Below are 26,215 nucleotides of genomic sequence, written 5' to 3'. Positions count from 1 at the left end.
TCAATAAAGACCATCCTGATGAACAAAAAAGTAATACACACCGTTTTTGAAGAGGTGGTACGCAGGTATCCTCATAAGCTGGCCATCGAAGAAGAAAGTAGTGGGATCACCTATGACCAGCTGAATATTTATGCCAATCAAATGAGCCACCTGCTTGTTTCCTTAGGCTGCGGGAAGGATAGCATCGTCCAGGTGTTCATACCTTCCTCCATCCGGATGGTGGGTTGCCTGCTCGCTGTATTAAAAGCGGCAGCGGTTTTCTTACCTGTGGATATTAACTTTTCGGAGAGAAGACTGCGCCAGGTATTCCAGAACACATTTCATGGCATTGTTGTCGTCGCGGAAGAGTCGCTGGATACCCTTGTCGCTATTGCCGCTCGCCTGGACATTCGCATTGATCATCTGATCGTCGTCACCCCAGGCAGAGAGATCAGTCATTACGTTCTGTACAACGGTGTGCCGGAGGCCGCCCCCCTTTCCATGCCGGATGCATGGTCGGGCGATCCTGTGTCAGACGCTGACGGAGATACCAGCAACTATATTTACTATACTTCAGGCTCAACCGGCGAGGGGAAAGCCATCGAAGGATGTAATGTATCCTTAAGCCATTTCATTCATTGGGAAATCAAGGAGTTCAGCATCGAGGCATCTTGCCGGGTCAGCCAGCTGACGCAGGCGACCTTCGACGCTTCCCTTCGGGACATCTTTGTGCCGCTGATAACAGGGGGGACCCTTTGCATCCCGCCTCCCCAGGCAAAAGAAGATCCTGCAGCCCTGCTCCAATGGCTGGAGACAGCAAAAATATCCCTGGTACATTGTGTGCCGTCCCTTTTCAGGGTGATGACCAGAGAACTGCAGACGAACGAGACCCGCCGGTATGATCTGGGTAACCTCACGTATATGATTATGGCCGGAGAACTTTTGTACGCCCGTGATATTATTGAGTGGCGAAAAGCGATGGGCGACGGGATCAACCTGGTAAACTTCTATGGCGCCACCGAGACTACTCTGATCAAGACCTTCTACCGCATCGGCACGGTGCCTGAAGACCCTTCTTATGTCATCCCGGTAGGCATCCCCATCGGCAATACCACCGTGGCCATTATCAGGGATGGACGCCTTTGCAAGGTCAATGAGCCGGGAGAGATTTATCTCAAAACTCCTTTTACTACCAAAGGATATTATAAAGACCGGCAGCTGACGGATACTTGTTTCGTCCAGAACCCTTTGCAAAAGGACGAAAAAGATATCGTCTATAGATCCGGGGATACCGGGCGCCTCCTGCCGGATGGAAACATCCAGGTCATGGGACGTCTGGATAACCAGGTGAAGATAAACGGCATCCGCGTAGAGCCAGGCGAGATCGAAAAAGCGCTTTTGCGCATGGCTAATATAACGGGGGCCGTCGTTAAAGCGCACAGGGGAGAAGATAATCTCCTGGCACTGGTCGCCTATTATACAGGGGAAAAGAAAGAGGTGGAGGAATTACGGTCGGCGCTTTCCACGGAATTGAACCTTCCTGTAATCCCTTCTTATTTTATCCATCTTCACGAATTCCCGCTGAATATGAACGGGAAGATAGACCGGAACGCCCTTCCAGCCCCGCGCCTGGCAGTCGCCGACCACCCTGCTTTCGAGCCGCCGCAGGGAGATATGGAAACAGTTCTGGGGAGTTTTTGGAAAGAGATCCTGGGCCTGGAAAAAGTCGACAGGAATACTTCTTTTTTTAACGTGGGAGGACATTCGCTACGGGCCATCCAGCTGGTGTCGAGGATACACAGGTCCCTGGGTGTAAGCCTGAAGATCGCCGACATATTCACACAACGTACTGTCAGGGATCTCGCTCGCCTGATCTCCGGAAAGATAAAGAGCGGCTACCTTTCTATCAACCCGGCTCCGCAGGAGGAAGGTTATCCCCTGTCGTCGGCGCAACGCAGACTTTGGGTGCTCGGCCAGTTCGATCAGGGAAGCGTGGCTTACAATATGCCCGGCAAATATGTTTTCGAAGGGTCGCTGGACCGGGACGCCCTCGATTACGCCTTCGAGGCTGTGGTCCGGCGGCATGAAAGCCTGAGGACTGTTTTCAGGATAGACACCAATGGCGAAGTGCGGCAGTATATACGCTGTCCCGAAGATGCAGCCTTCACGATCTCCTTCCGCGATCTCACCGGGGAAGATGAACCGGAAAAAGAATTGGAAAAAGACCTCCACGCATCGGTGACCCGCCCGTTCGACCTCGCTGCGGGACCGCTGGGGCGCGCAGCGCTCTTCCGGCTCAACGAACACAAATGGGTCTTTACCTATACGCTCCATCATATCATCAGCGACGGTTGGTCCGTCTCCGTACTGATGAACGAACTTATTGCCTGTTACAACGCCCGCAAAAAAGGGAGCGATCCTTCCTTGCCCCCCTTGCGCATCCAATATAAAGACTATGCTGTCTGGCAGCAGGAACAACTGGGTGGTGAAGCACTGAAAGCGCACAAAGCATATTGGCTCGGACAACTGGACGGTGAGTTGCCGGTGCTGCATCTGCCCGGTGACCGTATCCGCCCGGCAACAAAGACCTATCGGGGAGGAACAACGCTTTCCTATATAGATGCGACGACCATCTCCTTAATGAAGGAATGCTGCCGCAGGCAGGAAGCTACGGTATTCATGGGGCTGCTGACGGCAGTATACGCCCTTCTCTATCGTTACACAGGGCAAAATGACATCATTGTGGGGTCCCCCGTCGCAGGCAGGGAACACCCGGACCTGGAAGCACAGATAGGATCTTATATCAACATCCTGGCCCTCCGGGCAAGGATTGCAGGAGAAGATGGATTTGACAAGCTTTTGGCGCTTACCAAACAAATGACGGTGGATGCCTACGACCATCAGCTCTATCCGTTTGACGAGCTGGTCGATCAACTGAACCTGGACCGGGACATCAGCCGTAATCCACTGTTTGAAGTGCTGGTGGTATTACAGAATGCCGGTACGGGTCAGCCGGACCCCTCCGGCCCGCCCGTGGACCTCCAGGCATCGGTGTATAGATCCGAAAACGACGACGACCAACAGGTGTTCAGCAAGTTCGATCTCACTTTTAGTTTCACGGAACGGGGTGACGCCGTGCAGCTGTATATGGAATACAACAGCGATATCTTCGACAAGAGCACGATCGAACACCTGACCCATAACTTTTCGAGGCTGCTGAAAATAATGGTGAGCCAACCCTCCGCCCCTCTGGACCAACTCATATACCTGGGTGCGGCAGATATACACCGGCTCCTGGTGACTTTCAATGACACGGAAGTCCGCTTTGATGAAGAAGCGACCATCATAGAATTGTTCGAAGCGCAGGCGGGAAGAACGCCTCTGCAGACAGCCCTCGTATGCCAGGGAAGGGCCCTCAATTATCACGAACTAAACGCCCTGTCCAATCGCCTGGCGGACTATCTCAAGAAGAACTACATGGTCCGGACCGGCGACATGATAGGCATCCGGCTGCATCGCAGTGAATGGATGCTCATCACCATCCTGGGCGTGCTGAAAAGCGGAGGAGCCTATATCCCTATAGACCCCGACTCCCCGGACGAACGGGTTGCCTATGTACTCTCCGACAGTAAATGCAAGGTTGTCATTGATTCCACCATCCTGCAGGTCATCCGCCAGACCCTGGACTACCAGGATCCGGAAGATCACCCGGGACTGGTCCGCGCCGCAGACCTGGCCTATTGTATCTATACATCAGGGTCCACCGGTCAGCCTAAAGGATGCCTGCTGACACATGCCAACGTCGTCAGTTTTTTTGCAGGTATGAACGAAATATTCGGAAAAGATGCGGGAACCATGCTGGCAGTTACCAATTATACCTTCGATATATCGGTACTTGAGCTCATCTGGACGCTTACCCTCGGGTATAAAGTAATACTCCAGCAAAATGCTCGCGAACTTTCCGGACCAGCGGATGTCACTTCCCGCCCGCTGGATTTCAGTCTTTTCTACTTCGGTAATGCATCCCTACCCGATAGTGCCGGCGACGAGGAAAAATACAGGCTGCTGCTGGATGGCGCAAAGTACGCAGACCGTAACGGCTATACCGCCGTATGGACACCAGAAAGGCACTTCCATGAATTTGGCGGACTCTATCCGAACCCGTCGGTGACAGGGGCTGCATTATCTTCCATTACCAGGAACATAAGCATCAGGGCTGGCAGCGTGGTATTGCCGCTCCACAACCCACTCCGGGTCGCAGAGGAATGGTCTGTCCTGGACAACCTGTCGGGTGGGAGAGTGGGAATCGCCTGCGCTTCGGGTTGGCATTCCAATGATTTCGTCCTTTCCTCCGGTAACTACCAGCAACGGCATGAGCTGATGTACGGACTCATCGACACCATTCGACGCTTGTGGAAAGGGGGTTCGGTTGCAATGAAGGACGGCAATGGACTCCTGAAAGAAACGCGCATCTTCCCCCGTCCCATCCAGCAGGAGCTGCCTATGTGGCTGACTTCCGCCAACCATATTGAAACTTTTGTCGCGGCAGGCAGGAAAGGGATGAACGTCCTTACCCATTTACTGGGCGAGACGGTGGAGGGATTGGCAGTGAAGATCAAAGCCTACCGCACTTCACTGGCGGACAACGGCCACGACCCGGATAAAGGGAAAGTAGCGCTGATGCTGCATACATACATCGGAGATAGTAAGGAAGAGACTTACGAAAAAGCCCGCCAACCTTTCACCGACTACCTCCGGACCTCCGCCAGCCTCCTGAAAAATATGGCTGTCGGCCTCGACATGGATATGGAGGCCGCTACCTTCTCGGAACAGGATATGAATACCCTCCTCGAGCATGCTTTTAAGAGGTACGTCTCTTCCGCCAGCCTGATAGGCACCGTGCCCGAGTGTAAGGCAATGATCGACCGGCTGCAACACATTGGCGTAGACGAAATTGCCTGTCTCATCGATTTCGGAGTGGAATACAATGCCGTTATGAAAAGCCTCGAGCTGCTCACCACCATCAAAAACTCCTACGAGGACAAGACAGCCGATGTCAGCACATTCGGGCATTCCCTCCAGACACAGCTGAAAAAACATAAACCCACCCACCTGCAAGCCACTCCTTCGATGATGACCTTGATGCAGCAGGATTTGCAATTTTTCCGGCCTCTGAAGAAACTTATCCTGGGAGGCGAGCGACTGCCGCTGACGCTGGTGAAAGAGCTGTACCGGGAGCTGCCGGAGGTGGAAATCTATAATATGTACGGACCGACCGAAACTACTATTTGGTCCACCTGCAGTAAAGTCCACCGGCAGGCGGATAAGATACACATCGGTCGGCCTATAGCCAATACCCGGATATATATCCTGGATGGCAACCGCAACCTGCTGCCCATCGGCGTGATTGGGGAGCTGTACATAGGCGGCAAAGGGGTTGCCCGGGGCTACTTGCAACGACCTGACCTCTCGGCCAGCCGCTTTCTCGACGATCCCTTCGTACCCGGGGGAAAATGCTATAGGACGGGTGATTATGCGAAATGGCTTCCGGACGGTAATATAGAATACGTCGGACGCCGGGATGACCAGGTAAAGATAAGAGGACATCGCATCGAGCTGGGAGAGATCGAGGCTGCCCTTCGAAGCCACCCCCTTGTGGAAATGGCCGCCGTGGTGGTAAAAGAGTTCCCCGGCATGGAAGCAGAACTGATAGCATATATAGTGGCTCCCGAAAAACTGAATACCCCGTCGCTCAGATCCACGCTGGGCCGGAAATTACCAGCCTATATGATTCCCGAACGCTTCGTACAGTTGCCCTCCTTACCGCTTACCCCCAATGGCAAGGTCGATCGCCGGCGCCTACCTGACCCTTCTGAAAGATCCCTGGACAGCGGAACCAGGTTTGAAGCGCCCGCTAACGAGATCGAGAACCGGATCGCCCGCATCTGGCAGGAGATACTGAACCGCGACAACGTTAGCGTAACGGATAACTTCTTCGATGCAGGAGGCAATTCAGTGAGGATAGTGAGAATGGTCATGGCCCTCAATAAGGTCTTTGATAAAAAAACATCCGTCGCTACAGCCTTTAAATTCACCAATATCAGGTCGCTGGCTGCATATCTCCTGACGGAGGAGAATGGACAGAACACCGACACAGAGGAAGACACGGGCAAGCAGGTCGATCTCATGGAGGAGACCTTCCGCCTGGTAAACGCTGACACCGATGAAGAATAACACGAATTACACCGGTCTGGAAATAGCCGTCATCGGAATGGCATGCCGTTTTCCCGGCGCTATGTGCTGGCGCGACTTCTGGAACAACCTGGAAAACGCCGTGGAATCCATACATTTCCTGTCCGAAGAGGAACTGATAGCGTTGGGTGTGGACGAAAGGACCCGGAAGAATAAACGCTTTGTCAATGCCGTCACCCTGCTGCCCGACAAGGACCGTTTCGATGCTGCTTTCTTCGACTACCGGCCTATCGAGGCAAGCCTCATGAATCCATTGCATCGCATTTTTCACGAATGCACCTGGGAAGCCCTGGAAGACGCCGCGTATGATCCCGAAAGAGTAAAAGGAGCCATAGGCCTCTTCGCCGGCGGCGGTGACGACTCGAACTGGAGGCTGTATTCCAGGCTGAAGAACAACAAACAGGAGATCGACGATTTTAATCTGTTCAATCTCAGCAATAAGGACTTCCTGGCTTCCCTGCTGTCCTATAAGCTGAACCTGCGGGGACCTTCCTATTCCATCAATACCACCTGCTCCACTTCCCTTGTTGCGATCAGCCTGGCTTGCAAAAGCCTCCTGCTGGGGGAAACCAGGATCGCGCTCGCAGGCGGTGTTTCCGTCAAGACACACCGGAAAAAAGGATATTTCTACGAAGAGGGAATGATCTTTTCAGCGGACGGCCACTGCAGGGCATTCGATAAAGAAGCCACTGGCACGCTCGTCAGCGAAGGGGCCGGTGTAGTGGTGCTGAAAAAACTGACGGACGCCATCGAAGACAGGGACCACATCTACGCTGTAATTAAAGGCAGCGCCATCAACAACGATGGCAGCCGCAAAGTAGGGTTCACCGCTTCCAGTGTGGAAGGACAGACCGAGTGCATCCGCAAAGCCCACAAATTCGCCAGGACCACCCCGGACACGATCAGCTACGTGGAAACCCATGGGACCGGCACAAGATTAGGCGACCCCGTGGAAATAGAGGCCCTGAACACCGCATTTAACCGCAATCAAAAACAACATTGCGCAATTGGGTCTGTCAAGACCAACATTGGACACCTGGACACAGCCGCAGGAGTAGCAGGATTCATGAAGCTCGCGCTCTCCCTGAAATACAAACGTCTGCCGGCCAGTCTGAACTTCAGCGTACCTAACCCCGAGATCGATTTCAACCAGGGGCCCTTTTATGTAAATACCCGGCTCCGGGAATGGACTGCCCAGGGCGATGGCCCTCTTCGCGGAGCGGTGAGCTCCTTTGGCATAGGTGGCACCAATGTACATGCCATCCTGGAAGAAGCGCCCGTACATGACAACGCTTCCCCCGGTCGCCCTTACCACCTGCTGACGCTATCGGCCCGGACAGACACTGCATTGCTGAGATACCATGCCAAACTGAAGGATTTCCTCTCCGCCAACCCCGGCCTCCACGCGCCGGATATCGCTTATACTTTTCAGGTAGGCCGTAGAGAATTCGTATATCGCGCACCTCTGGTGTACAAAGACACCGGCGAACTGCTTCATTTGCTTGAAAAAGGACTTACACCGCAACAGGCCCGGAAAAGCACGGAAAAGACGGGCCCCCTGGTGTTCCTTTTCCCCGGCCAGGGTTCGCAATACCAGCATATGGGAAAAGACCTCTATGACAGCGAACCCGTATTCCGCCGGGAAATGGACAACGGTTTTACCCTTATACGGCAACTGACGGGGATGGATTACCGACAGATTATCTACCCTCCGGCAGACGGCCCGGGACCTGCAAAGATCAATGACACACGCTATACCCAGCCCCTGGTCTTTCTGCTGGAATATTCCCTGGCCCGCCTGCTGATGTCTTTCGGCCTTCTTCCGGGTTGTATGATCGGACATAGCATAGGCGAATACGTCGCAGCCTGCATCGGAGGATTGATCAGCTTTGAAGATGCCTTACGGTTGGTAGTCCGGCGGGGAGAACTGATTGGCGGGCTCCCTCCGGGCGCCATGATCAGCCTGGCGCTGTCCCCCGGCGAAGCCGCTGACTACCTCGATGAAAGGATATCCCTGGCCGCTGTCAACGGCAATGAACAAACGGTCCTCTCCGGTGACCCCGACGCCATCGCATCCCTGATGCACCGGCTGGACTATGAAAATAAAAGTTATGTAAAACTCCATACATCGCACGCTTTTCACTCCTCCATGCTGGATGCCATCATTCCATCGTTTAGAATAGAATTGGAGAAAGTTTCTTTCGGACAGCTGCATACTCCCTTCATCTCCAATCTCACGGGCAAGTTCATCCAGCAGCAGGAAGCCGCTTCCCCCGACTATTGGGTACGCCATATGCGCCAAACAGTTTTGTTTGCCGAAGGGATACATACGCTTTTGGACCATGATCCAAAACTCACCTTCCTGGAGGTGGGCGCAGGGCATACCCTGACACATCTCGTCAAACAGATAAAACAGGACAATCCCCTGGGCCTGTCGGTTAACATGATGCGCTCGCCTAAAGAAAAGATTGATGACAACAGATATCTTGCCGAGCGTATAGGTGATCTGTGGGCCCACGGCTTTCCCGTGGACTGGACACTCTATCATAAAGATGAAAAACGGAACAGGATATCCCTGCCGACATATCCATTCGAGCCTGCCCGGTACCCAGCCGAAGTAGACCCCTTTGGTGATGCCATGCCCCCGGTGCCCGGCCTGACCAACAGCGGAGATAATAATGAGCTGAAGGACTGGATATACTATCCATCCTGGAAACAGGAGGTGCAGCTGCCGCCGGCGCCGCTGAAAGAGGAAAAAGGCTATCTGCTCTTCTGCCCTGACGAAGACTGCATGCTGCCTCTGAGGAAAAAACTGGGTGCAGACACGGAAAATCTCGTCGTGATCATGCCGGGCGCCGGCTTCCGTAAACTGTCCAGGTTTAAATACCAGCTCGATTTCACTGCCGCGGATGATCTCCATGCCCTGGTGGGTGAGGTCGAAAAAGATGGATTGGTCATGGCCGATATTATCTATGCATGGGGAATGTCGGCGAGTCCTTGCCTGGAATTGTCCGAAGCTAATCCTGCCCTTCACCTGGCCTTCTTCAGCCTGGTAAGGTTGATACAGGCACTGGCACAAAAGAAGCAGCTCGCCGGCAGGCGTCTCTTCATACTGACGGATTCACTCTATAAGGTACTGGGCACCGAAAAAGGATTGCCCATCCAGTCGTTGCTGCTGGGACTTGCCAATGTCATACCCCAGGAATATGCAGTGTCCTGCCGGCACATCGATCTCCAGGGAGAATGGAACTCCTTCGACACCAGTCGTATGCTGGCGGACGAGATCCGCAGCAGGGACGAAAGACGTCCCCGGATCATGGCTCTTCGCAATGGCCGGCGCTGGATACAGGAGCATCAGAAGAATACACAACCGATGGTCCGCCAGCAGGAAGTGCTCCGTAAGGGAGGCACCTACCTGATCACCGGCGGACTGGGGAACCTGGGCTACCTCCTGGCAAAATTCCTGGTGGAACAGTATGAAGCCAGGCTTGTCCTGGTAGGCAGAAAAGAAGAACAGGAACAGGCGGCCGGATCAGAATGGACCCGCCGCCTCGACACGCTCAGGAGCATGGCCAGCGTTTTGTATTACAGCGCTGACGTCTCCCTGCCCGATAAGCTCGAAACAGTCGTACGCCAGGCAGAAGAAGCTTTCGGACAAATACACGGCGTAGTGCATGCCGCCGGCATCATCGACGGTCGTTATTTCGAGCTGCTCGAAGACATTTCCATGGAAAAAGCGCTGGGTATGTTCGGTCCCAAAATCAGGGGAATAGCAGCCCTGCATAAAGTATTTGCTCCGCGCCTGCCGGATTTCGTATGGGTGGCTTCCAGCATCTCTTCTGTCCTGGGGGGCCTGGGCTTCAGCTCTTACAGCTCAGCCAACCTGTTCATGGACCATTTTGTCTGCTCTGTTTCGGACGACCTGCCTTATTGGAAATCTATAAACCTGGCGGAAATGGCATTCACGGATTCCGATGCGGCAAGAGACAGCGGAGCGCTCCTGCCCGCAGAGATCATCGCTTTGTTTGAATGGTCGCTGGGAATTAAGGGCCAGCCCCTGATACTGGAAACCACCTGGGATCTGGCCATGCGGAAATATGAAGTGTTCGAGGTGAAGAAAGAAATATACCTGGACGGAGAGACCGCCGCCGGCCCGACCACCATACAACAACGACCTGACCTCGCCGTCGACTTTATCCCTCCCGTAACCAGGACCGAAGAAATGTTGAAGAATGTTTTCGAACAGTTCTTCGGAATGAATGGCATCGGCGTGGCGGATGATTTTTTCGAATTGGGCGGAGACTCCCTGAAAGGGATGCTGCTCCTGAAAAGAATAAAGAAGGAATTCAACGTGAATCTTACGATCAAAGATTTTTTACAACATCCATCCATTAGAGGGATCGCGTCCGCCATAGAGGGATTACAATGGCTCCAGGCCGATGTGAAAATGGAGAACGAGATCACTATCTGACCAACCGCTTTCAATTCTTTTACTATAAAATATATGACATATGCAGCAACTACTGAGGCAACTAAAAGACAACAATATCATAGTCTCGCTGGATAAAGAAAAGCACGATCTAAGAGTGAGGTTCAACGGCGCCAGTCTGCCCGATGATATTTTAACAGCCCTGAAGGAGAACAAAGCCGGACTGATTGAATATCTCGCCCGGATGCATGGCAGACAGGCCGATGCCGCTATCCTCCCGCTGGAACCGCAGCCTTTCTACACATTGTCCTCAGCCCAGCGCAGGTTCTGGATATTGAGTCAGACTGATGAAGGGAATGTGGCGTATAATATGACGGAAGCATATGTGTTCGAAGGGCAGCTGGACAGGACCTCCTTATCAAGGGCCTTTGACAGCCTCCTGGCACGTCATGAAAGCCTGCGTACCGTCTTTCGCCAGATAACACAGGGCGAACCACGGCAGTTTATCCTCCCCCCCGGCAAGACGGGCTTTCAGATTGCGTATACGGATTTGTCCCAGGAAACTGAAAAGAACGCGATGGTCGACAGATTGGTAAAAACTGCATTCGCAAGACCCTTAGACCTGACCGAAGGCCCGCTGTTACGTGCCGAGCTTTACCAGCTATCGGCCGCCAAATGGGTATTCACCTGTGTCATGCATCATATTATCAGTGACGGATGGTCCATGAATATCCTCATCGATGAGCTGATGGCATTTTATAAAGCGCACCATGATGGAGAGCGCCTGGAACTGCCCGCACTGCGCATCCAATATAAGGACTACGCCGCCTGGCAGCAGGAACGGTTGAACGGCGACGCGTTGAAAGATGACAAAGCTTACTGGATGCGCCGGTTCCGGGATGACCTTCCCGAATTCCTGCCGTTGGGAGACAGGTCCCGTCCGACCGTCAAGACCTATGACGGCGATATCCTTTCCCGCCACATCAACCCGAACACTACCCGGAAACTGAGATCTCTCAGCAACGAATGCGGCAGCACACTGTTCATGGGATTGCTGGCTTCGGTTAATGCCCTGCTATACCGCTACACCGGACGGCAGGACCTCGTCGTGGGAAGCCCCATCGCGGGAAGGGAACAGATAGACCTTGAAAGCATGATCGGGCCCTTCATTAACACCCTTGCATTGCGAGTGCGATGCGACAGGGATGACAGCTTTCAACAGCTGCTCGACAAGGTCCGCCAGGTAACCCTGGAAGCGTATGAGCACCAGGAGTTCCCTTTCGACGAGATCGTCAACTCACTCAATCTCCGTCCCGACCCCAGCCGCAATCCGTTGTTCGACGTAATGGTGATCCTTCAGAACACAGGCATGAAGGCTCCTGCACAGGATGACGGGCAGGGCGAACTGACAGTCACGGGTTATAAAGGGAGCGGCCATTTCATCAGCAAGCTCGATCTAACCCTCAACTTTATTGAAAAAGACGATGGGATCCAAATAGGGTTCGAGTACAATACCCATATCTTCACGCGGGAGGCTATGCAGCAGCTGGCTTCCCACTACCTGCAACTCCTGGAAAAACTTCTGCAGGAGCCCGGTGTACCCGTCCGAAAACTGGATTACCTGGACGCAGCGGAAAAAAACACATTGTTGTCGGCATTCAACAACACCGATGCGCCATATCCAGCCGGTAAATCTGTCCTCCACCTGATCAAAGACCAGGTGGCGCTTACCCCCCATGCCACTGCTGTCGTCTTCGAAGGGCACTCTCTTTCCTATGAACAGCTGTATGAAAAGGCTGCAAGGCTCGGCGCCTACCTGCGGAAAAAATTCAGCCTGAAAGCAGGAGACCTGGTAGCCATCAGCCTGGAACGGAGCGAATGGCAGGTGATCTCGCTTCTGAGTACGTGGATGGCCGGCGCAGCCTATATTCCCATCGATCCGGGCTACCCAGGGGAAAGGATCGATTATATGTTGTCCGACAGTGGCTGCAAGGCTGTCATCGACCAGGACGAACTGGACGCCTTTAGTGCCGGAGCGAACAGGGATAACGACACAGATATTCTCTCCATGCCCGTCGCCAGCGGCCCGGCCTATGTCATATATACTTCCGGATCCACCGGCCTCCCGAAAGGATGTATCATCACACATCAAAATCTCTCCAACTATATCCATTGGGCAAATCAATACTACTTCAACGGCGAAGGGAAAGGCAACTTCGGCTTGTTCACCTCCTTATCCTTCGACCTCACGGTGACGTCCATCTTTTGTTCGCTGACCCGGGGTAATATTCTTACCATCCTGCCTCACCGGGAAGATGTCCGTGAAACATTGCTTGCCTGCTTCAACGGGACGACAGCCATCGACAGCGTCAAGCTAACTCCTTCCCATATCAATCTCCTCAGGTACATCGATGCAGATAATTCGCCCATTTCGCTCGTCATTGCGGGCGGAGAACAGGTGATGCCCGAACATATCCGCATCCTTAAGAGTATTAATCCTGCGATGGAAATATACAATGAATACGGCCCTACGGAAACTACAGTGGGATGCATCGTAAAACAATTGGAGGAAGGCATGCCTGTACTCATCGGCCGGCCCATCGCCAATACCAGGATTTATATACTGGACCAGGACAGGGCGCTTTGCCCCACCCGGGTGACAGGCGAAATATACATCGGCGGTGACGGTGTGTCGGCAGGCTACCTTGAGAGACCGGAACTGACCGCCGACAGGTTTGTCGACGACCCTTTTCATGGCAACAGCAGGTTATATCGCACTGGTGACCTGGGCCGCTGGCTGGGATATGGAGACATTGAGTTCATCGGAAGGGCCGATGACCAGGTGAAGATCTCAGGCCACCGCATCGAGCCCGCGGAAATAGAAAGCGTCCTGATGGACCATGTGCAAATAGATGCGACAGCAGTATTGGCAAAAACCGATGGCAACGGGGACAGGCATCTGGTGGCTTATTTCGTTAGCTGGGATAAACCCGACCCCGCAGAGCTTAGGGCTTACCTGGCCAGTAAGCTGCCTGCTTTTATGATCCCTACCCATTTCATGCAACTGGAAACCATCCCCCTTACTGTCAATGGAAAGGTGGACAGGAATAAATTGCCCGATCCGGAAGGGGGTCTCCAGACTGCCAGGACCTATGTAGCTCCCCGCACCAGGACGGAGACCCGGCTGGTACGTATCTGGGAGGAAATATTCAATACCACCAACGTCGGCATCAAGGACAGTTTTCTGGACCTGGGCGGATACAGTCTGAAGATCATTCGGCTGGCCAGCCAGATCCACAAGGAATTCGAGGTAAAGCCCTCTCTGAAAGAGCTGTTCGCCAATATTACCGTGGAAGAACAGGCCGTCATGATCGATCAGGCCAGGATCACCTCCTTTGTCAATATCCCCAAGACAGAGGAAATGAAAGACTATCCCCTGTCATCCGCGCAGCGGAGACTATGGGTGCTCAGCCAGTTTGAAAAAGGCAACGTGGCCTATATCATCCCCGGCATCTGCCAGTTCCAAGGTGACCTTAATATAGCCGCCCTGACGAATGCCTTCGACAAGCTGCTGGAAAGGCACGAAAGCCTCCGCACCGCCTTCCGCAACGACGACCAGGAAGGAGCACGCCAATTCATCCTCCCCCCTGAAGATCTGGGATTCAGGATAGTCCACCAGGACCTGAGAAACGAGAAGGACCAGCAGGAAGTATTGCAGCGCCTTATCCAGTCCGAATTCAATACGCCCTTTGATCTGGCGGCCGCGCCACTCGTCCGTGCCAGCCTCTATCAAATGGAAGATCATAAGTGGATATTCACCTATGTAGTCCACCATATCATCAGCGATGCCTGGTCCATGAGCATCCTGATCAAAGAGCTCCTGCTGCTGTATAACGCCGCTGTCCAGGGCCGCGAACACCCATTGCTGCCTATCAAGGTCCAGTATAAAGATTATGCCGCCTGGCAACAGCAACAACTGCAGGATGGGTCGCTGCTGTCCCACCGCGAATATTGGCTCAAACAGCTGGATGGCGAGCTGCCCATACTGCAATTGCCAACTGATAAGGCACGCCGCCCGGTGAACCGTTATAAAGGCGGCAAGGTCTCCCGGATGATCGCCAAACCCGTTACCGAAGCCATCAACCGGTTGAGCCAGGAACAGGGCGGCACCTTGTTCATGGGATTGCTGGCTGCTGTCAATACTTACCTCTACCGGTACACTGGTCAACAGGATATTATCATCGGCAGCCCCATTTCCGGAAGGGACCACCTCGACCTGGAAGACCAGATCGGTCTTTACATCAACACACTGGCACTGCGCACCCGCTTCAGCGGAAAAGATACCTACCAGGAGGTGCTGAAGAACGCCATGTACGTTACACTGGAAGCATATGACCATAAGGCATACCCATTCGATCAGCTGTTGGAAGATCTGCACCTGCAGCGCGACATCAGCCGCAGTCCACTGTTCAATGTATTGGTGGATTTCCACAGCAGCCGGACGGATACCCTGACGGCAGGCCAGGAACTGCACGGGCTCCAGGCAAACGACTATCCGATGGGGGAACAGACCGTCAGCAAATTCGATCTGACCTTTTATTTCGTCGAATATGAACAAGGTGTCAACCTGGCCCTGGAATACAACGGGGACCTCTATACAAAAGAAACTGCCGAACGTCTCTTTGATCATTTTGAGGGTTTGCTGGGAGCCATCGTCGAATCTCCATCTGTTCCTATCAGCAGCCTGGAATATATGTATGCTGCAGAAAAAGGAAGGCTGCTGGAAACGCTCAACACCACTCCGCCCAACTTTGAACAATATTTGGCACCCATCAGCCTGTTCGAACAACAGGCTGCCCTGCATCCGGATGAGATAGCCCTCGTCCTGGAGAACAGTACGATGTCCTATGGTACGCTGAACGAATTGTCCGGCCGCCTGGCCGCTTACCTAAAAGTCAATGGACAGGCCGGCGCCGATGAACTGATAGGTGTCCAGCTGGACCGCAGCGAATGGATGATCATTGCATTACTGGGTATTTGGAAATCCGGCGCGGCTTACGTTCCCATCGATCCCGGCTATCCCAGGGCCAGGAAAGAATATCTCATCAATGACACAGGTATCAAGACGCTTATTACACAGACGGATTACATCTTTGATATGGAATATTTCAAAGGAGATGTATTTGCCATCGATTCTCAGCTGGAAGTGACAGATCTGCCGGCCTTGCCTACAGCTGTGGCGTCCAGACCCACGGACCTCGCCTACGTGATATATACTTCCGGTTCGACGGGTACACCTAAAGGATGCGCTATTACCAACGATAATCTCTCGGGGTATGTACAATGGGCCAATAACTATTATTTTAAGAATGAAAAACCCCATTTCGGACTGTATACGTCCCTGTCATTCGACCTTACCGTGACCAGCATCTTCTGCCCGTTGACAAAAGGCGGCCGTCTTACCATATTCCACCAACGGAAAGACATATCCGATATCCTCCAACACAGCTTCCATGCGGACAGCGGTATCGACAGCATCAAGATTACCCCTTCCCATGTCAATATCCTCAAATACCTTGATATCAGGTCTGCCACCATGCGGCGTGCCATTATAGGAGGGGAAGCCGTCAGTTCCGAACACCTGCGGATACTTAAGACCATTCATCCAGGCATAGAAGTGTATGATGAATATGGCCCCACCGAGACCACCGTGGGCTGCACGGTAAAATTGCTGGAAGAGAATGAACCGGTGGTCATCGGCAAACCCATCTCGAGGACGCGTATCTATATCCTTGACGAAGAGAACATGCTTTGCCCGACGGGGGTCGCCGGGGAAATATGCGTCGGGGGCGCCGGTGTCGCTCGTGGATACCTGCATCAACCGTCCCTGACCGCAGAAAAATTCACAGCCGATCCATTCATGCCCGGCGAACGGATCTATCGGACAGGCGATCTGGGCAGATGGCTCGGTGACGGCAATATCGAGTTCATCGGCCGAAAGGACGCGCAGGTGAAGATCAGAGGATACAGGATCGAGTTGGGCGAGGTAGAGAATGCCCTGCAAAGCCATGAACATGTAGATGCTGCCGTCGTGGCCGTCAGATCCGACGGTCACGGGGACAAACTGCTGGTGGCCTATCTGGTAAGCCCCCGCCCGCTGGACGCCCCTGCACTCCGTAGCTACCTCAGCAAGATCGTCCCGGCCTATATGGTTCCTGGCCATTACATTCAGTTGGACCAATTACCCCTGACAGAGAATGGAAAGGTCGACAGGGCCGCACTGCCCGAGCCGGCAGACCAGGAGATGGAAACACTGACGGCACACGTAGACCCCCGGAATGTCCTGGAACGGGAGCTCATTGAAGTATTCGAAGAAGTACTGAAAAGACACCCCATCGACATGAAAGACGACTTCTTCGTGCTGGGCGGGGATTCCATCAAGTCGATACAAATAGTAGCCCGTCTGAGACAGAAGGGATACATCGTCACCATTCAGGACATTATGCTATATCCCGTTGTCGAAGACCTTGCCCCATTGGTCAAGCTCGCCAGCAACGAGATCGATCAGTTCACTGTCGAAGGCTTCATCCCGCTTAGCCCCATCCAGTCATACTTCTTCGAACACTATACGGCAAACCGTCACCATTTTAACCAATCGGTCCTGCTCAGAACCCAAGAAGACATATCGGAAGAATCGTTAAGGGCCGTCCTTGACAAGATAGTCTTTCACCACGATGCATTGCGCATGGTGTTCTGGGAGACCCCGGATGGCTGGATGCAGGAAAACAAGGGAGATGAACAAGGTTACTCGCTGGAAGTGATCGACTACCTTGACGCAGCACAGGTGACGGAACATTGCGAACGCATCCAGGCGGGCTTCGACCTGGAAAATGGCCCCCTGTTCAAGGCAGCACTGTTCCGCGGTGACGGAGAGCACCGGCTGCTGCTGGTAGCACACCACCTCATCATGGATGGCGTTTCATGGCGCATCCTGCTGGAAGACCTGTCCACCCTGTACAGGCAATACCGTGACGGACATGCCATGTTGCTGCCGCCTAAGACCCATTCCTTCAGCTTCTGGCAGGAAAACCAGGTAAGATATGCCTCCAGCACGGAACTGGCTAATGAAGAACCTTACTGGCAGGCTGTAGAAGCACAGCAGGTCCCGCCCCTGGTGCCGGAACGGCCGGAAGGAACTAATCTGGTAAAAAATGCCGCATCAGCGACTTTTGCACTGGACAAAACAACAACGAACAAGCTGCTCACCCAGTGTTATAAAGCTTACCGGACAGAGATCAATGATATCCTTCTTACAGCATTGAGCCTGGCTTTGTCCGAAGTGCTGAGCGCCAAGAAGGTTGTCATCGGCATGGAAGGCCATGGCAGGGAAGCTATCGGCGCCAATATCGACATCAGCCGGACCATTGGCTGGTTTACCACCCTCCATCCCCTGGTGCTGGACCTGGAACATACGGGTGACGTTATTCACCAGCTTATCAATGTGAAAGAAAAAGTGCACCGGGTTCCGAACAAAGGAATAGGATACGGCATATTGCGGTACCTGGCACAGAAGGAGTATCGCAGAACACCGGATATCATCTTCAATTACCTGGGCGATTTCGGCTCAGGCGCCAGATCGGAGGGAGAGAAACCCCTGTTCCAATTTACCAGTGAATACAGGGGTAGGGAGATGTCGGCCGAGATGCCACGGATCTTCCCGCTCAGGCTGTCAGGCTTTATCGCAGAAGGCTTTTTGCAGCTGTCGTTGGAATACAGCGATCAACAATATTCCAGGACGACGATAGACACTTTGCTGGATGCTTGCAAGCGCCACCTCACCCGCTTGATCGATATCCTGTCCTCCGAAGAAAAGACCCACGTAACACCCGTCGATCTTACTTATAAAGAGCTCAGCTCCGAACAACTCAAGGAACTAAATAAAATGCTATGACTACGGAAGAATTGATAGAAGACATCTATCCGCTGGCTCCTTTACAGGAAGGCATGTACTATCACTGGCTTAGCGACCCGGGGTCAGATGCTTATCACGAACAGATCAGCTACCGGATAAAAGGGCGCCTCGACATTGTCAAATTGGAAGAAAGCTACAGGATGCTGATTGAACGGCATGCCGTCCTGCGGACCTTTTTCACCAGGATGTTCGGCTATAATATTCTGCAGGTCGTACGTAAGACGGCACAGCCCTCCTTCCTGTACCTCGACCTTTCCGGCGCTGCCGGGACGGCCGTGCAGGAGTACCGCGATAATGACAGGTCGAAAGGTTTCGATCTGCACAGCGGCTCCCAGATGCGTCTGTCCATCCTGTCTTTGGGTGATCTCACCTACGAATTCGTCTGGAGCCACCACCATATCCTCATGGATGGGTGGTGCATAGGCTTGCTGGTAAAAGAATTCTTCCAGCTCTACGAGGGTTTGCTGAGAGGCGAACAGCTGTCTTTGCCGAGGCCTTATCCCTACTCAAACTATATTAAATGGCTGGCAAATGTCGATATAGCCGCCACCCTGCAATATTGGAAAAATCACCTGTCGGGATACAGGACGGCAAGCACCTTTCCCAGAAAGATTGTACGGACCGGCATGGGCTACAACCTAAGGGATACACCTTTTTCTTTCCTGGGAAAAGAACGCGACTCCATCCGGGCGCTGTGCGCAGAATGGAAGGTCACAGAGAACACTTTCATCCAGGTCATATGGGGCATCTTGCTCGGCCGGTATAACCATAGCCGGGATGTGGTGTTTGGTTCAGTGGTCTCCGGACGGCCCGGCAACCTGCACGGAGTGGAGGAAATGGTGGGATTATTTATCAATACCATCCCGGTACGCATAAGATGGGAAGAAGATACCAGCGCGCAGGAGCTCTTCCGGCAGGTGCAGCAACAATACCTGGAAAGCGCGGACCATCACTATGCTCAGCTCGCGGAAATCCAGTCGGCCAGCGAACTGGGAAGGGACCTCTTCGATCATATCATGATCTTCGAGAACTATCCCGTTCAGGAATGGGTAAGGCCGGAAAAGAAGGAAAAAGAAGGGACAGGGGATATCTCCGTCTTTTCCAGGACAACGGTAGAACAAAATAACTATAATCTCACACTGGTCGTCGTCTCCAACGAAGCTCTTTCCCTCAACATCAGCTATAATGCCAATGTTTATGACGATGCACAGATAACCCTGCTCAGGGACCATTTCATCGAACTGCTGAAACAGGTGCTGGAAACACCGGGACGCAGCATAGACCAGCTCTCCTGTATCAGCCCGGTCGAAAGACAACGGATACTTGTTACGTTTAATGACACAGGCATCGACTTCCCCAGGGGCAAGACATTGGTAGACCTATTTGAGGACAGCGTCCACGCCAATCCCGACCTGACCGCTGTCGTGTCCGGGAAACATCGTTTAACCTACCGACAGTTGAATGAAAAGGCCAACAGGCTGGCAAATTACCTGAAAAAGGTCCACTCGATAACACCCGATGATCTGGTCGGCGTCCGAATGGAAAGAAGCGCTAACATTATCGTGGCCATCCTGGGTGTGCTGAAAGCCGGCGGCGCCTACGTGCCGATAGACCCCGAATACCCGCAGGAACGGATCGATTACCTGCTGAAGGACAGCGGCTGCAAATGGGTGTTGACCGATGACGGCATGAAGGCATTCGAACCGGAGGAACATAAATATGCCGGAGACAACTTACCACCGGCGGCCGGACCGGAACACCTGGCCTATGTCATCTATACTTCCGGGTCTACAGGAAAACCTAAAGGCGTCATGACAGACCATAGGGCTATTGTCAACTCCACCATGGGCCATCAGGCAATCATTGGCCTCCGGCCCGGCGGGAAAAACCTCCAGTTCCATTCTTACTCCTTCGATGTTTCCGTATACGAGGTATTCTTCGCCCTCACCTATGGGGCCGCCCTGTATATTATCACCGACGAGCAAAAGAAGAACCTGGCGGAAATGGAGAACTATATCCGCGATAATGATATAGATTATATATCCGTTCCTGTGACCTACCTCAAACTATTGTCCTTCGAAAAACTGCCTGCGCTGAAAAAGATCCTCACTGGCGCCGAACCGGTGGCTGCCGAAACGGTTTACTCACTGCCCGATCGCATCACCTATTACAACGCCTACGGTCCGACTGAAGCCAGCGTTTGCAGTTCCATCTTTACCTATACCCATGGACGGGAGATCCCCGCAAGCAATGTGCCGATAGGCATCCCCATTCCCAATGTACTTTTATACATACTTGATGACTGTCTGCAATTGACACCCACCGGGATCGAAGGGGATCTCCACATCGGCGGCGTGGGACTGGCCAGGGGCTACCTGCATAACCCTGCGCTGACAAAAGAAAAATTTATCGCCGATCCCTTTCGCGAGGGAGGACGGATCTATCGTACAGGGGACCGCGCGCGTTGGCTGCCCGATGGCAATATCGAATTCATTGGCAGAAAAGACGAACAGGTCAAGATAAGGGGCTATCGTATTGAGGCCGGCGAGATCGAGGTCGCTTTGCAGGGCCACGCTTCCATCGATACCGCCTTCGTAATGGCAAGGACCAACGCTTTGGGAGAGAACGAATTGATCGCTTACGTCGTATGCCACGAAGCCCTCAACAGGTCCTCTATTCGCTCCCACATAGGCAAGACCCTGCCATCCTATATGATCCCGGCTCACATCGTCCCCATAGATGCCATACCCATGACGGCCCATGGGAAAGTGGACAGGACCCGGCTGCCCGAACCAGATCGAACAGGCAGACCTCAGGAAGGTAAATACCTGGCTCCCCGGACACCGACGGAAGAAAAGGTGGTGAAGATATGGGAGGACATCCTATGCCGGGAAAAAATAGGCGTCCTGGACGACTATTTCGAATTGGGTGGGAATTCCCTCAAAGCTATGCAGGTCGCCAAGAAGGTCATCGAAGAGATGGGCGTGTCCCTATCGGTAAAAACTATCTTTTCACAAAACACCGTAGAACATATCTCCGCCCATATCGACGACCTGCTTGCCGCGCCCCAGCCCTCGCCCTCCTTCCAGGAACAGCTACCATCCGTAGAGGAATACCTGGCCTCCTATAACCAGCTACTCTACTGTTCCCCTTTATACACCGGCGGCAGCATGGTGATATTGACCCATGAGCAGGACCGGATGGACCAGGGACATTTACAAATGGCGCTCCACCGGTTGCTGGAACGCCACGAGATACTGCGGACCACTTTCTTCCGGGCCGGCGATCGCATATACCAAAGGATCCAGCCCCCCGGCGCCGTGAAGATCGACTTACCGCCCCTCACGACGATATCCCGGGAAGATTGGAACACTGTCGTGGAGCAACATCGGGCCCTGGATACAGACATCTTCGACACCACCTTGTTCTCCGTAAAAATTTACCAGGTGAAAAATGAAGGATACGCCATATTGATCTCCATACACCATGCCCTTATAGATGGTTATTCGCATGGCATTCTGCAAGAGGAGCTGAAAGCGCTGTACGAAGCCGCAGCAGGAGGAGACCATACACCTCTGAAACCGCTGCCCTTTCAATACCGGGACTTCTCCCAGCGACAGCACGCTTTCCTGGAGACGGAAGAAGGTAGTCGCTATAGAGCCTACTGGATGAAAAAGCTCAATGGATTTAAAAAGGCCGTCTGGCCCACGGCCTCCGCGATAGTACGAACGGACAACAAACCGCTGCAGTACCTGAACCGGGTGATACATGGGCCCCTGTATGATCATATGGAAAAGTTCGTTCCGGCAAACGGACTAACCAGGCCAACCCTGCTGATGGGGACCTTGGTGCTGCTGCTGAATAAATTAAGCGGCAACAACGATATTACTTTATTGACGAACGTCATCGGCAGGAATTCAAAATGCTACGGCGATCTTGATGTCAGTGGCCTGATCGGATTCTTTTCCAATTTGCTCCTGGTACGTCATCGGGTAGGGGAGGAGGATCAGGCGCTCGATCATTTGATGAAGGTCAGGGACGGATTCCTGGAAGACCTGAATTTCGAAGCCTACCCGTTGCTGAGACTGTTGGAGGACCTGCCCGGTGTTAACAGTCAAACCTTTTTGCAGGATACGGTCTTCTTTAATTATCACAATTATACCTATCTCCATGTTCGCGATCTTTCCCCCGGAGAATGGGAAAGCAACGGCAAGGGAGAGAATCCGATGTCGGACCCCAGGGCCTTTGGACTGACGGTGTACGAATATGGCAATTGCCTGCGCTTCCAGCTCACACTTAACCCCAACAGGTGTCCCGTGCAGGACATCGAAGATTTTTGGGAAATGTACAGTGAACTTTTGAGACAGCTGATGAACGAACCGTTCCTGCCCACCCGTAAAATAAGGACCAATCTCGAAAAATTAGCCTGACCGTGGAAAGATCACAGCTTTTCCTGCTACACTTCGCCGGCGGCAACTGTTATTCGTTCCAGTTTATTGCTTCTATGCTGAGCGATTTCGATGTGGTTACCCTGGAACTGCCGGGAAGAGGGCGGCGCATGGAAGAAGAACTGCTGAAGGATTTTGACCAGGCCGCCGCCGATATTTTCCAACAGCTGATGGACAGGCTTGTCACCCGCAAGTTCATGATCTATGGCCATAGCATGGGTGCTTACCTGGCTCTGCGGGTTTCCAATATGGCTGCCCGCTGTGGGAAGGCACCTCTTTACCTCTTCGTCAGCGGCAACCCCGGACCCGGCATCCGCGACGACAAGAAACGTTATTTGTTGGAGAGTAGTGCTTTTGTAGAAGAACTGGTCAAATTGGGCGGTATGCCCAGGGAGCTCGTGGAGAACAGAGAAATGTTCGAGTTCTTCGAACCCATCCTGAGAGCCGATTTTGAAATCGCGGAAAGGAATGAGCTCGCCCATGAACCGGCAGTCAGTATACCTCTCTTCGCAATAATGGGAAGTGAAGAAGAGAATGTTGAAAAAATAGACAACTGGGGACGCTTCACCAACGCCCGCTTCGATTACAGGATCCTGGGAGGCGACCATTTTTTTATACATAAACATCCGCATACGATAGCCGGTATCATCAAACAAAGCTACAGGTATATGCTAGGGTAGTCCCTGTAGCCAGGCGCCCATCCTCCCGAAATTTATTAAAATTAAAAAATCAACTATGAGCGAAGGTCTCTTTTATCTGAAACCAAATTTGGTCATGGAGCCCTTGATCGATAACTGGTACGCATGGTCGCACCTGATATCCCCGGCTACGGCGGCCATGAATATCGTAGGCAGACACCTGAAAATAATGAACTCCTACATCCAGTCCCCGCAGATTCATGCCGCGGCCGTCATGAACCCGATGATGCTGGGAGGGCCTTTCATGGATTATAAGCAACCCCGTGTCGAAGCCATAAAGCAGCTCCGCGACAGGACTTTGGAAAGGCAGGATAAGATGATCCGGTTCGCCGCGGCCATCAAGGAGCTGGATATGATGCTAAAATCCCACGCTAAGGGTTTTTCACTGGAATCACTGTACCCCAAAGTGCCGGAGATACTTAAAGGATATGTCGAACTGGTATATGACCTTAATAACCATCCATCCTTCAGGGTATTCGAATCCCTGTTGTACAAGAGCGAATTTTATGATAAGTCTTCCCAAAGCGTTGCCCTGTGGCTGACGGAGAATGACGAAAGACCCTTCTGCCTCAGCACACCGAGACTGGAAGAACCGCACGTCCTGCATCTTGATCTGCCTTTCGACCACCCTGGCATCGACGCGCTGGGCAGGATGAAACGGCAGAAAGGCTCCATAGGCCAGGTAGCTGCGTTGCTGGGCGTGCGCGGTGAAGACCGGCCCCTTTTTGATACCTTCTTTACACAAAAGGAGTATCCTACTTATCGCAGGTATGAAGGCCCCTACGTTCGCATGCGTTATTTCGGGCATGCCTGCATACTTATAGAGACCAGGGAAGTAAGCGTTCTGGTCGACCCGCTTATCAGCTACTACGGATATGAATCCAGCGTCGCTCATTTTTCAGACGTCGACATACCCGACACTATCGATTATGTACTGATCACGCATAATCACCAGGACCATATCTTGCTCGAAACATTATTGCCTATGCGTCATAAGATAGGTAATATCATCGTGCCCAGGACGACCACCGGGGCCTTGCAGGACCCTAGCCTGAAGCTGGCATTTAACGCCATCGGCTTTGACAATGTCATTGAGATCGATGAGCTGGAACAGATACGCCTCGGGAATTGTACCATTACCGGGGTTCCTTTCACGGGCGAACACAGTGATCTGAACGTCCGGGCAAAAACATGCTATCATGTGGCTTTAGACCAGTTCACTTTCCTGTTTGTGGCTGATTCCCGGATACTGGAACGGAAACTATATGAACATGTTCACCGGCTGACAGGTGACATCGATGTCCTTTTCCTGGGAATGGAATGTGAGGGCGCGCCCCTGACCTGGCTTTACGGACCGTTGCTGACGGAGGACCTGGAACGGGACAAGGATAGGTCCAGACGGTTGTCGGGATCCGATTTTGAAAAGGGCATGCATCTCGTGGACATTTTTCATCCCAGGGAGGCCTATGTATACGCCATGGGTCAGGAACCCTGGTTGGAATTCATCAGCAGCATCCGGTATACCAAGGAATCCCATCCCATTGTTCAATCCGATATGCTGGTAAAAGAGTGTTCTGCCAGGGGTATCATCGCCGAAAGATTATATGGGGAAAAAGAACTTTTGTATAACAAGGTGGCCGAAATGGTGTAAAATATACAAATGGAAAAAAGAACAGCGATCATCACCGGTGCAGGTTCCGGCATAGGCCGGGCGACGGCCCTGCGCCTGGCCGGGAAGGGCATCAGGCTGGTGCTTAATTCCCGGGATGAAACCCGGCTGGCAACCCTGGCGCACCAGATCGGCGATCAGGCGAGGATAGTATGCGGAGATATTTCCGACGGCGGGGTCACAAGGGCCTGCATACAGGAATGTCTGAATGCATGGCAGGCGCCGCCGGCCATTTTCGTCGCCAGCGCCGGCCGTGGCCTGCGCGGAACAGTGATCGGCTCGCGTACGGAGGACTGGGACACGCTTATCAGCACCAATGTCCTCGGCACCATGCACCAGTTGAGGGAGATAGGCAAAGCCATGCTTGAACAGGCCCGCCCTGAAAGGGATTTCGTTCAACACCCACTCGATATCATCGTCATAGGCTCCAGCGTAGGCAGGAACATATCCCCCTTCAACCCGGTGTATGGCGCCACCAAGTTCGCCACGCACGGACTGACGGAGGCCCTCCGCCGGGAACTGGCGCCCCGGGGCATACGGGTATCTCTTATCGAACCCGGCCTGGTAAGAACGAATTTTCAGGAGACCGCAGGCTATGACTCCGAATGGTTCGAACAGTATGCGCGCGAGGTCGGCCCGGTCCTGACGGCAGATGACATCGCGGGCGTGATCGAATTCCTGGTAGGCCTGCCCGGCAACGTACATCTCGATAATGTCTCCATTCGACCTACCCGTCAGGCATATCCGTAAAATATACTTCAATTAATT

At 53.0% G+C, this 26,215-nt stretch carries 7 protein-coding genes; all 7 read left to right on the top strand.

The window, feature by feature from the left end; all coding sequences use genetic code 11:
• Nucleotides 1–18: 18 nt before the first annotated feature.
• From Q4E93_RS28645 to Q4E93_RS28615, 7 genes are read left to right on the top strand one after another with little or no spacing between them, the layout of a single operon-like run.
• Nucleotides 19–6,213, top strand: a complete 6,195-nt coding sequence (locus Q4E93_RS28645; RefSeq protein ID WP_303591248.1) for a MupA/Atu3671 family FMN-dependent luciferase-like monooxygenase — start codon at nt 19–21, stop codon at nt 6,211–6,213.
• Nucleotides 6,203–10,702 (top strand): SDR family NAD(P)-dependent oxidoreductase, encoded by a 4,500-nt coding sequence (locus Q4E93_RS28640; protein ID WP_303591247.1) that lies wholly within the window; start codon nt 6,203–6,205, stop codon nt 10,700–10,702. The genes Q4E93_RS28645 and Q4E93_RS28640 overlap by 11 nt, the downstream gene beginning before the upstream one ends.
• A 40-nt stretch (nt 10,703–10,742) precedes the next feature.
• On the top strand, nt 10,743–18,611 hold the full coding sequence (locus Q4E93_RS28635; protein ID WP_303591245.1) for a non-ribosomal peptide synthetase: 7,869 nt from the start codon (nt 10,743–10,745) through the stop codon (nt 18,609–18,611).
• Nucleotides 18,608–23,062, top strand: a complete 4,455-nt coding sequence (locus tag Q4E93_RS28630; protein ID WP_303591244.1) for a non-ribosomal peptide synthetase — start codon at nt 18,608–18,610, stop codon at nt 23,060–23,062. Before Q4E93_RS28635 ends, Q4E93_RS28630 begins: the two co-directional genes overlap by 4 nt.
• Nucleotides 23,063–23,064: 2 nt before the next feature.
• Nucleotides 23,065–23,760: a thioesterase II family protein gene (locus Q4E93_RS28625; RefSeq protein ID WP_303591242.1), complete on the top strand. Its 696-nt coding sequence runs from the start codon at nt 23,065–23,067 to the stop codon at nt 23,758–23,760.
• A gap of 55 nt (nt 23,761–23,815) precedes the next feature.
• Nucleotides 23,816–25,429 carry an MBL fold metallo-hydrolase gene (locus tag Q4E93_RS28620; protein ID WP_303591240.1) on the top strand — a complete coding sequence of 538 codons (1,614 nt, stop codon included), beginning with the start codon at nt 23,816–23,818 and terminating at the stop codon, nt 25,427–25,429.
• A 9-nt stretch (nt 25,430–25,438) separates the two neighbouring features.
• The gene (locus Q4E93_RS28615; RefSeq protein WP_303591238.1) at nt 25,439–26,197 is read left to right on the top strand and encodes an SDR family NAD(P)-dependent oxidoreductase; all 759 of its coding nucleotides are present in this window, start codon (nt 25,439–25,441) and stop codon (nt 26,195–26,197) included.
• Nucleotides 26,198–26,215: the final 18 nt, after the last annotated feature.

This window comes from Flavitalea plasmicola (genome assembly GCF_030546645.1).
Taxonomy (GTDB): Bacteria; Bacteroidota; Bacteroidia; order Chitinophagales; family Chitinophagaceae; genus Puia.
Note: the sequence above shows the minus strand (reverse complement) of the source record. Positions and strands in the feature narration are given on the sequence as shown.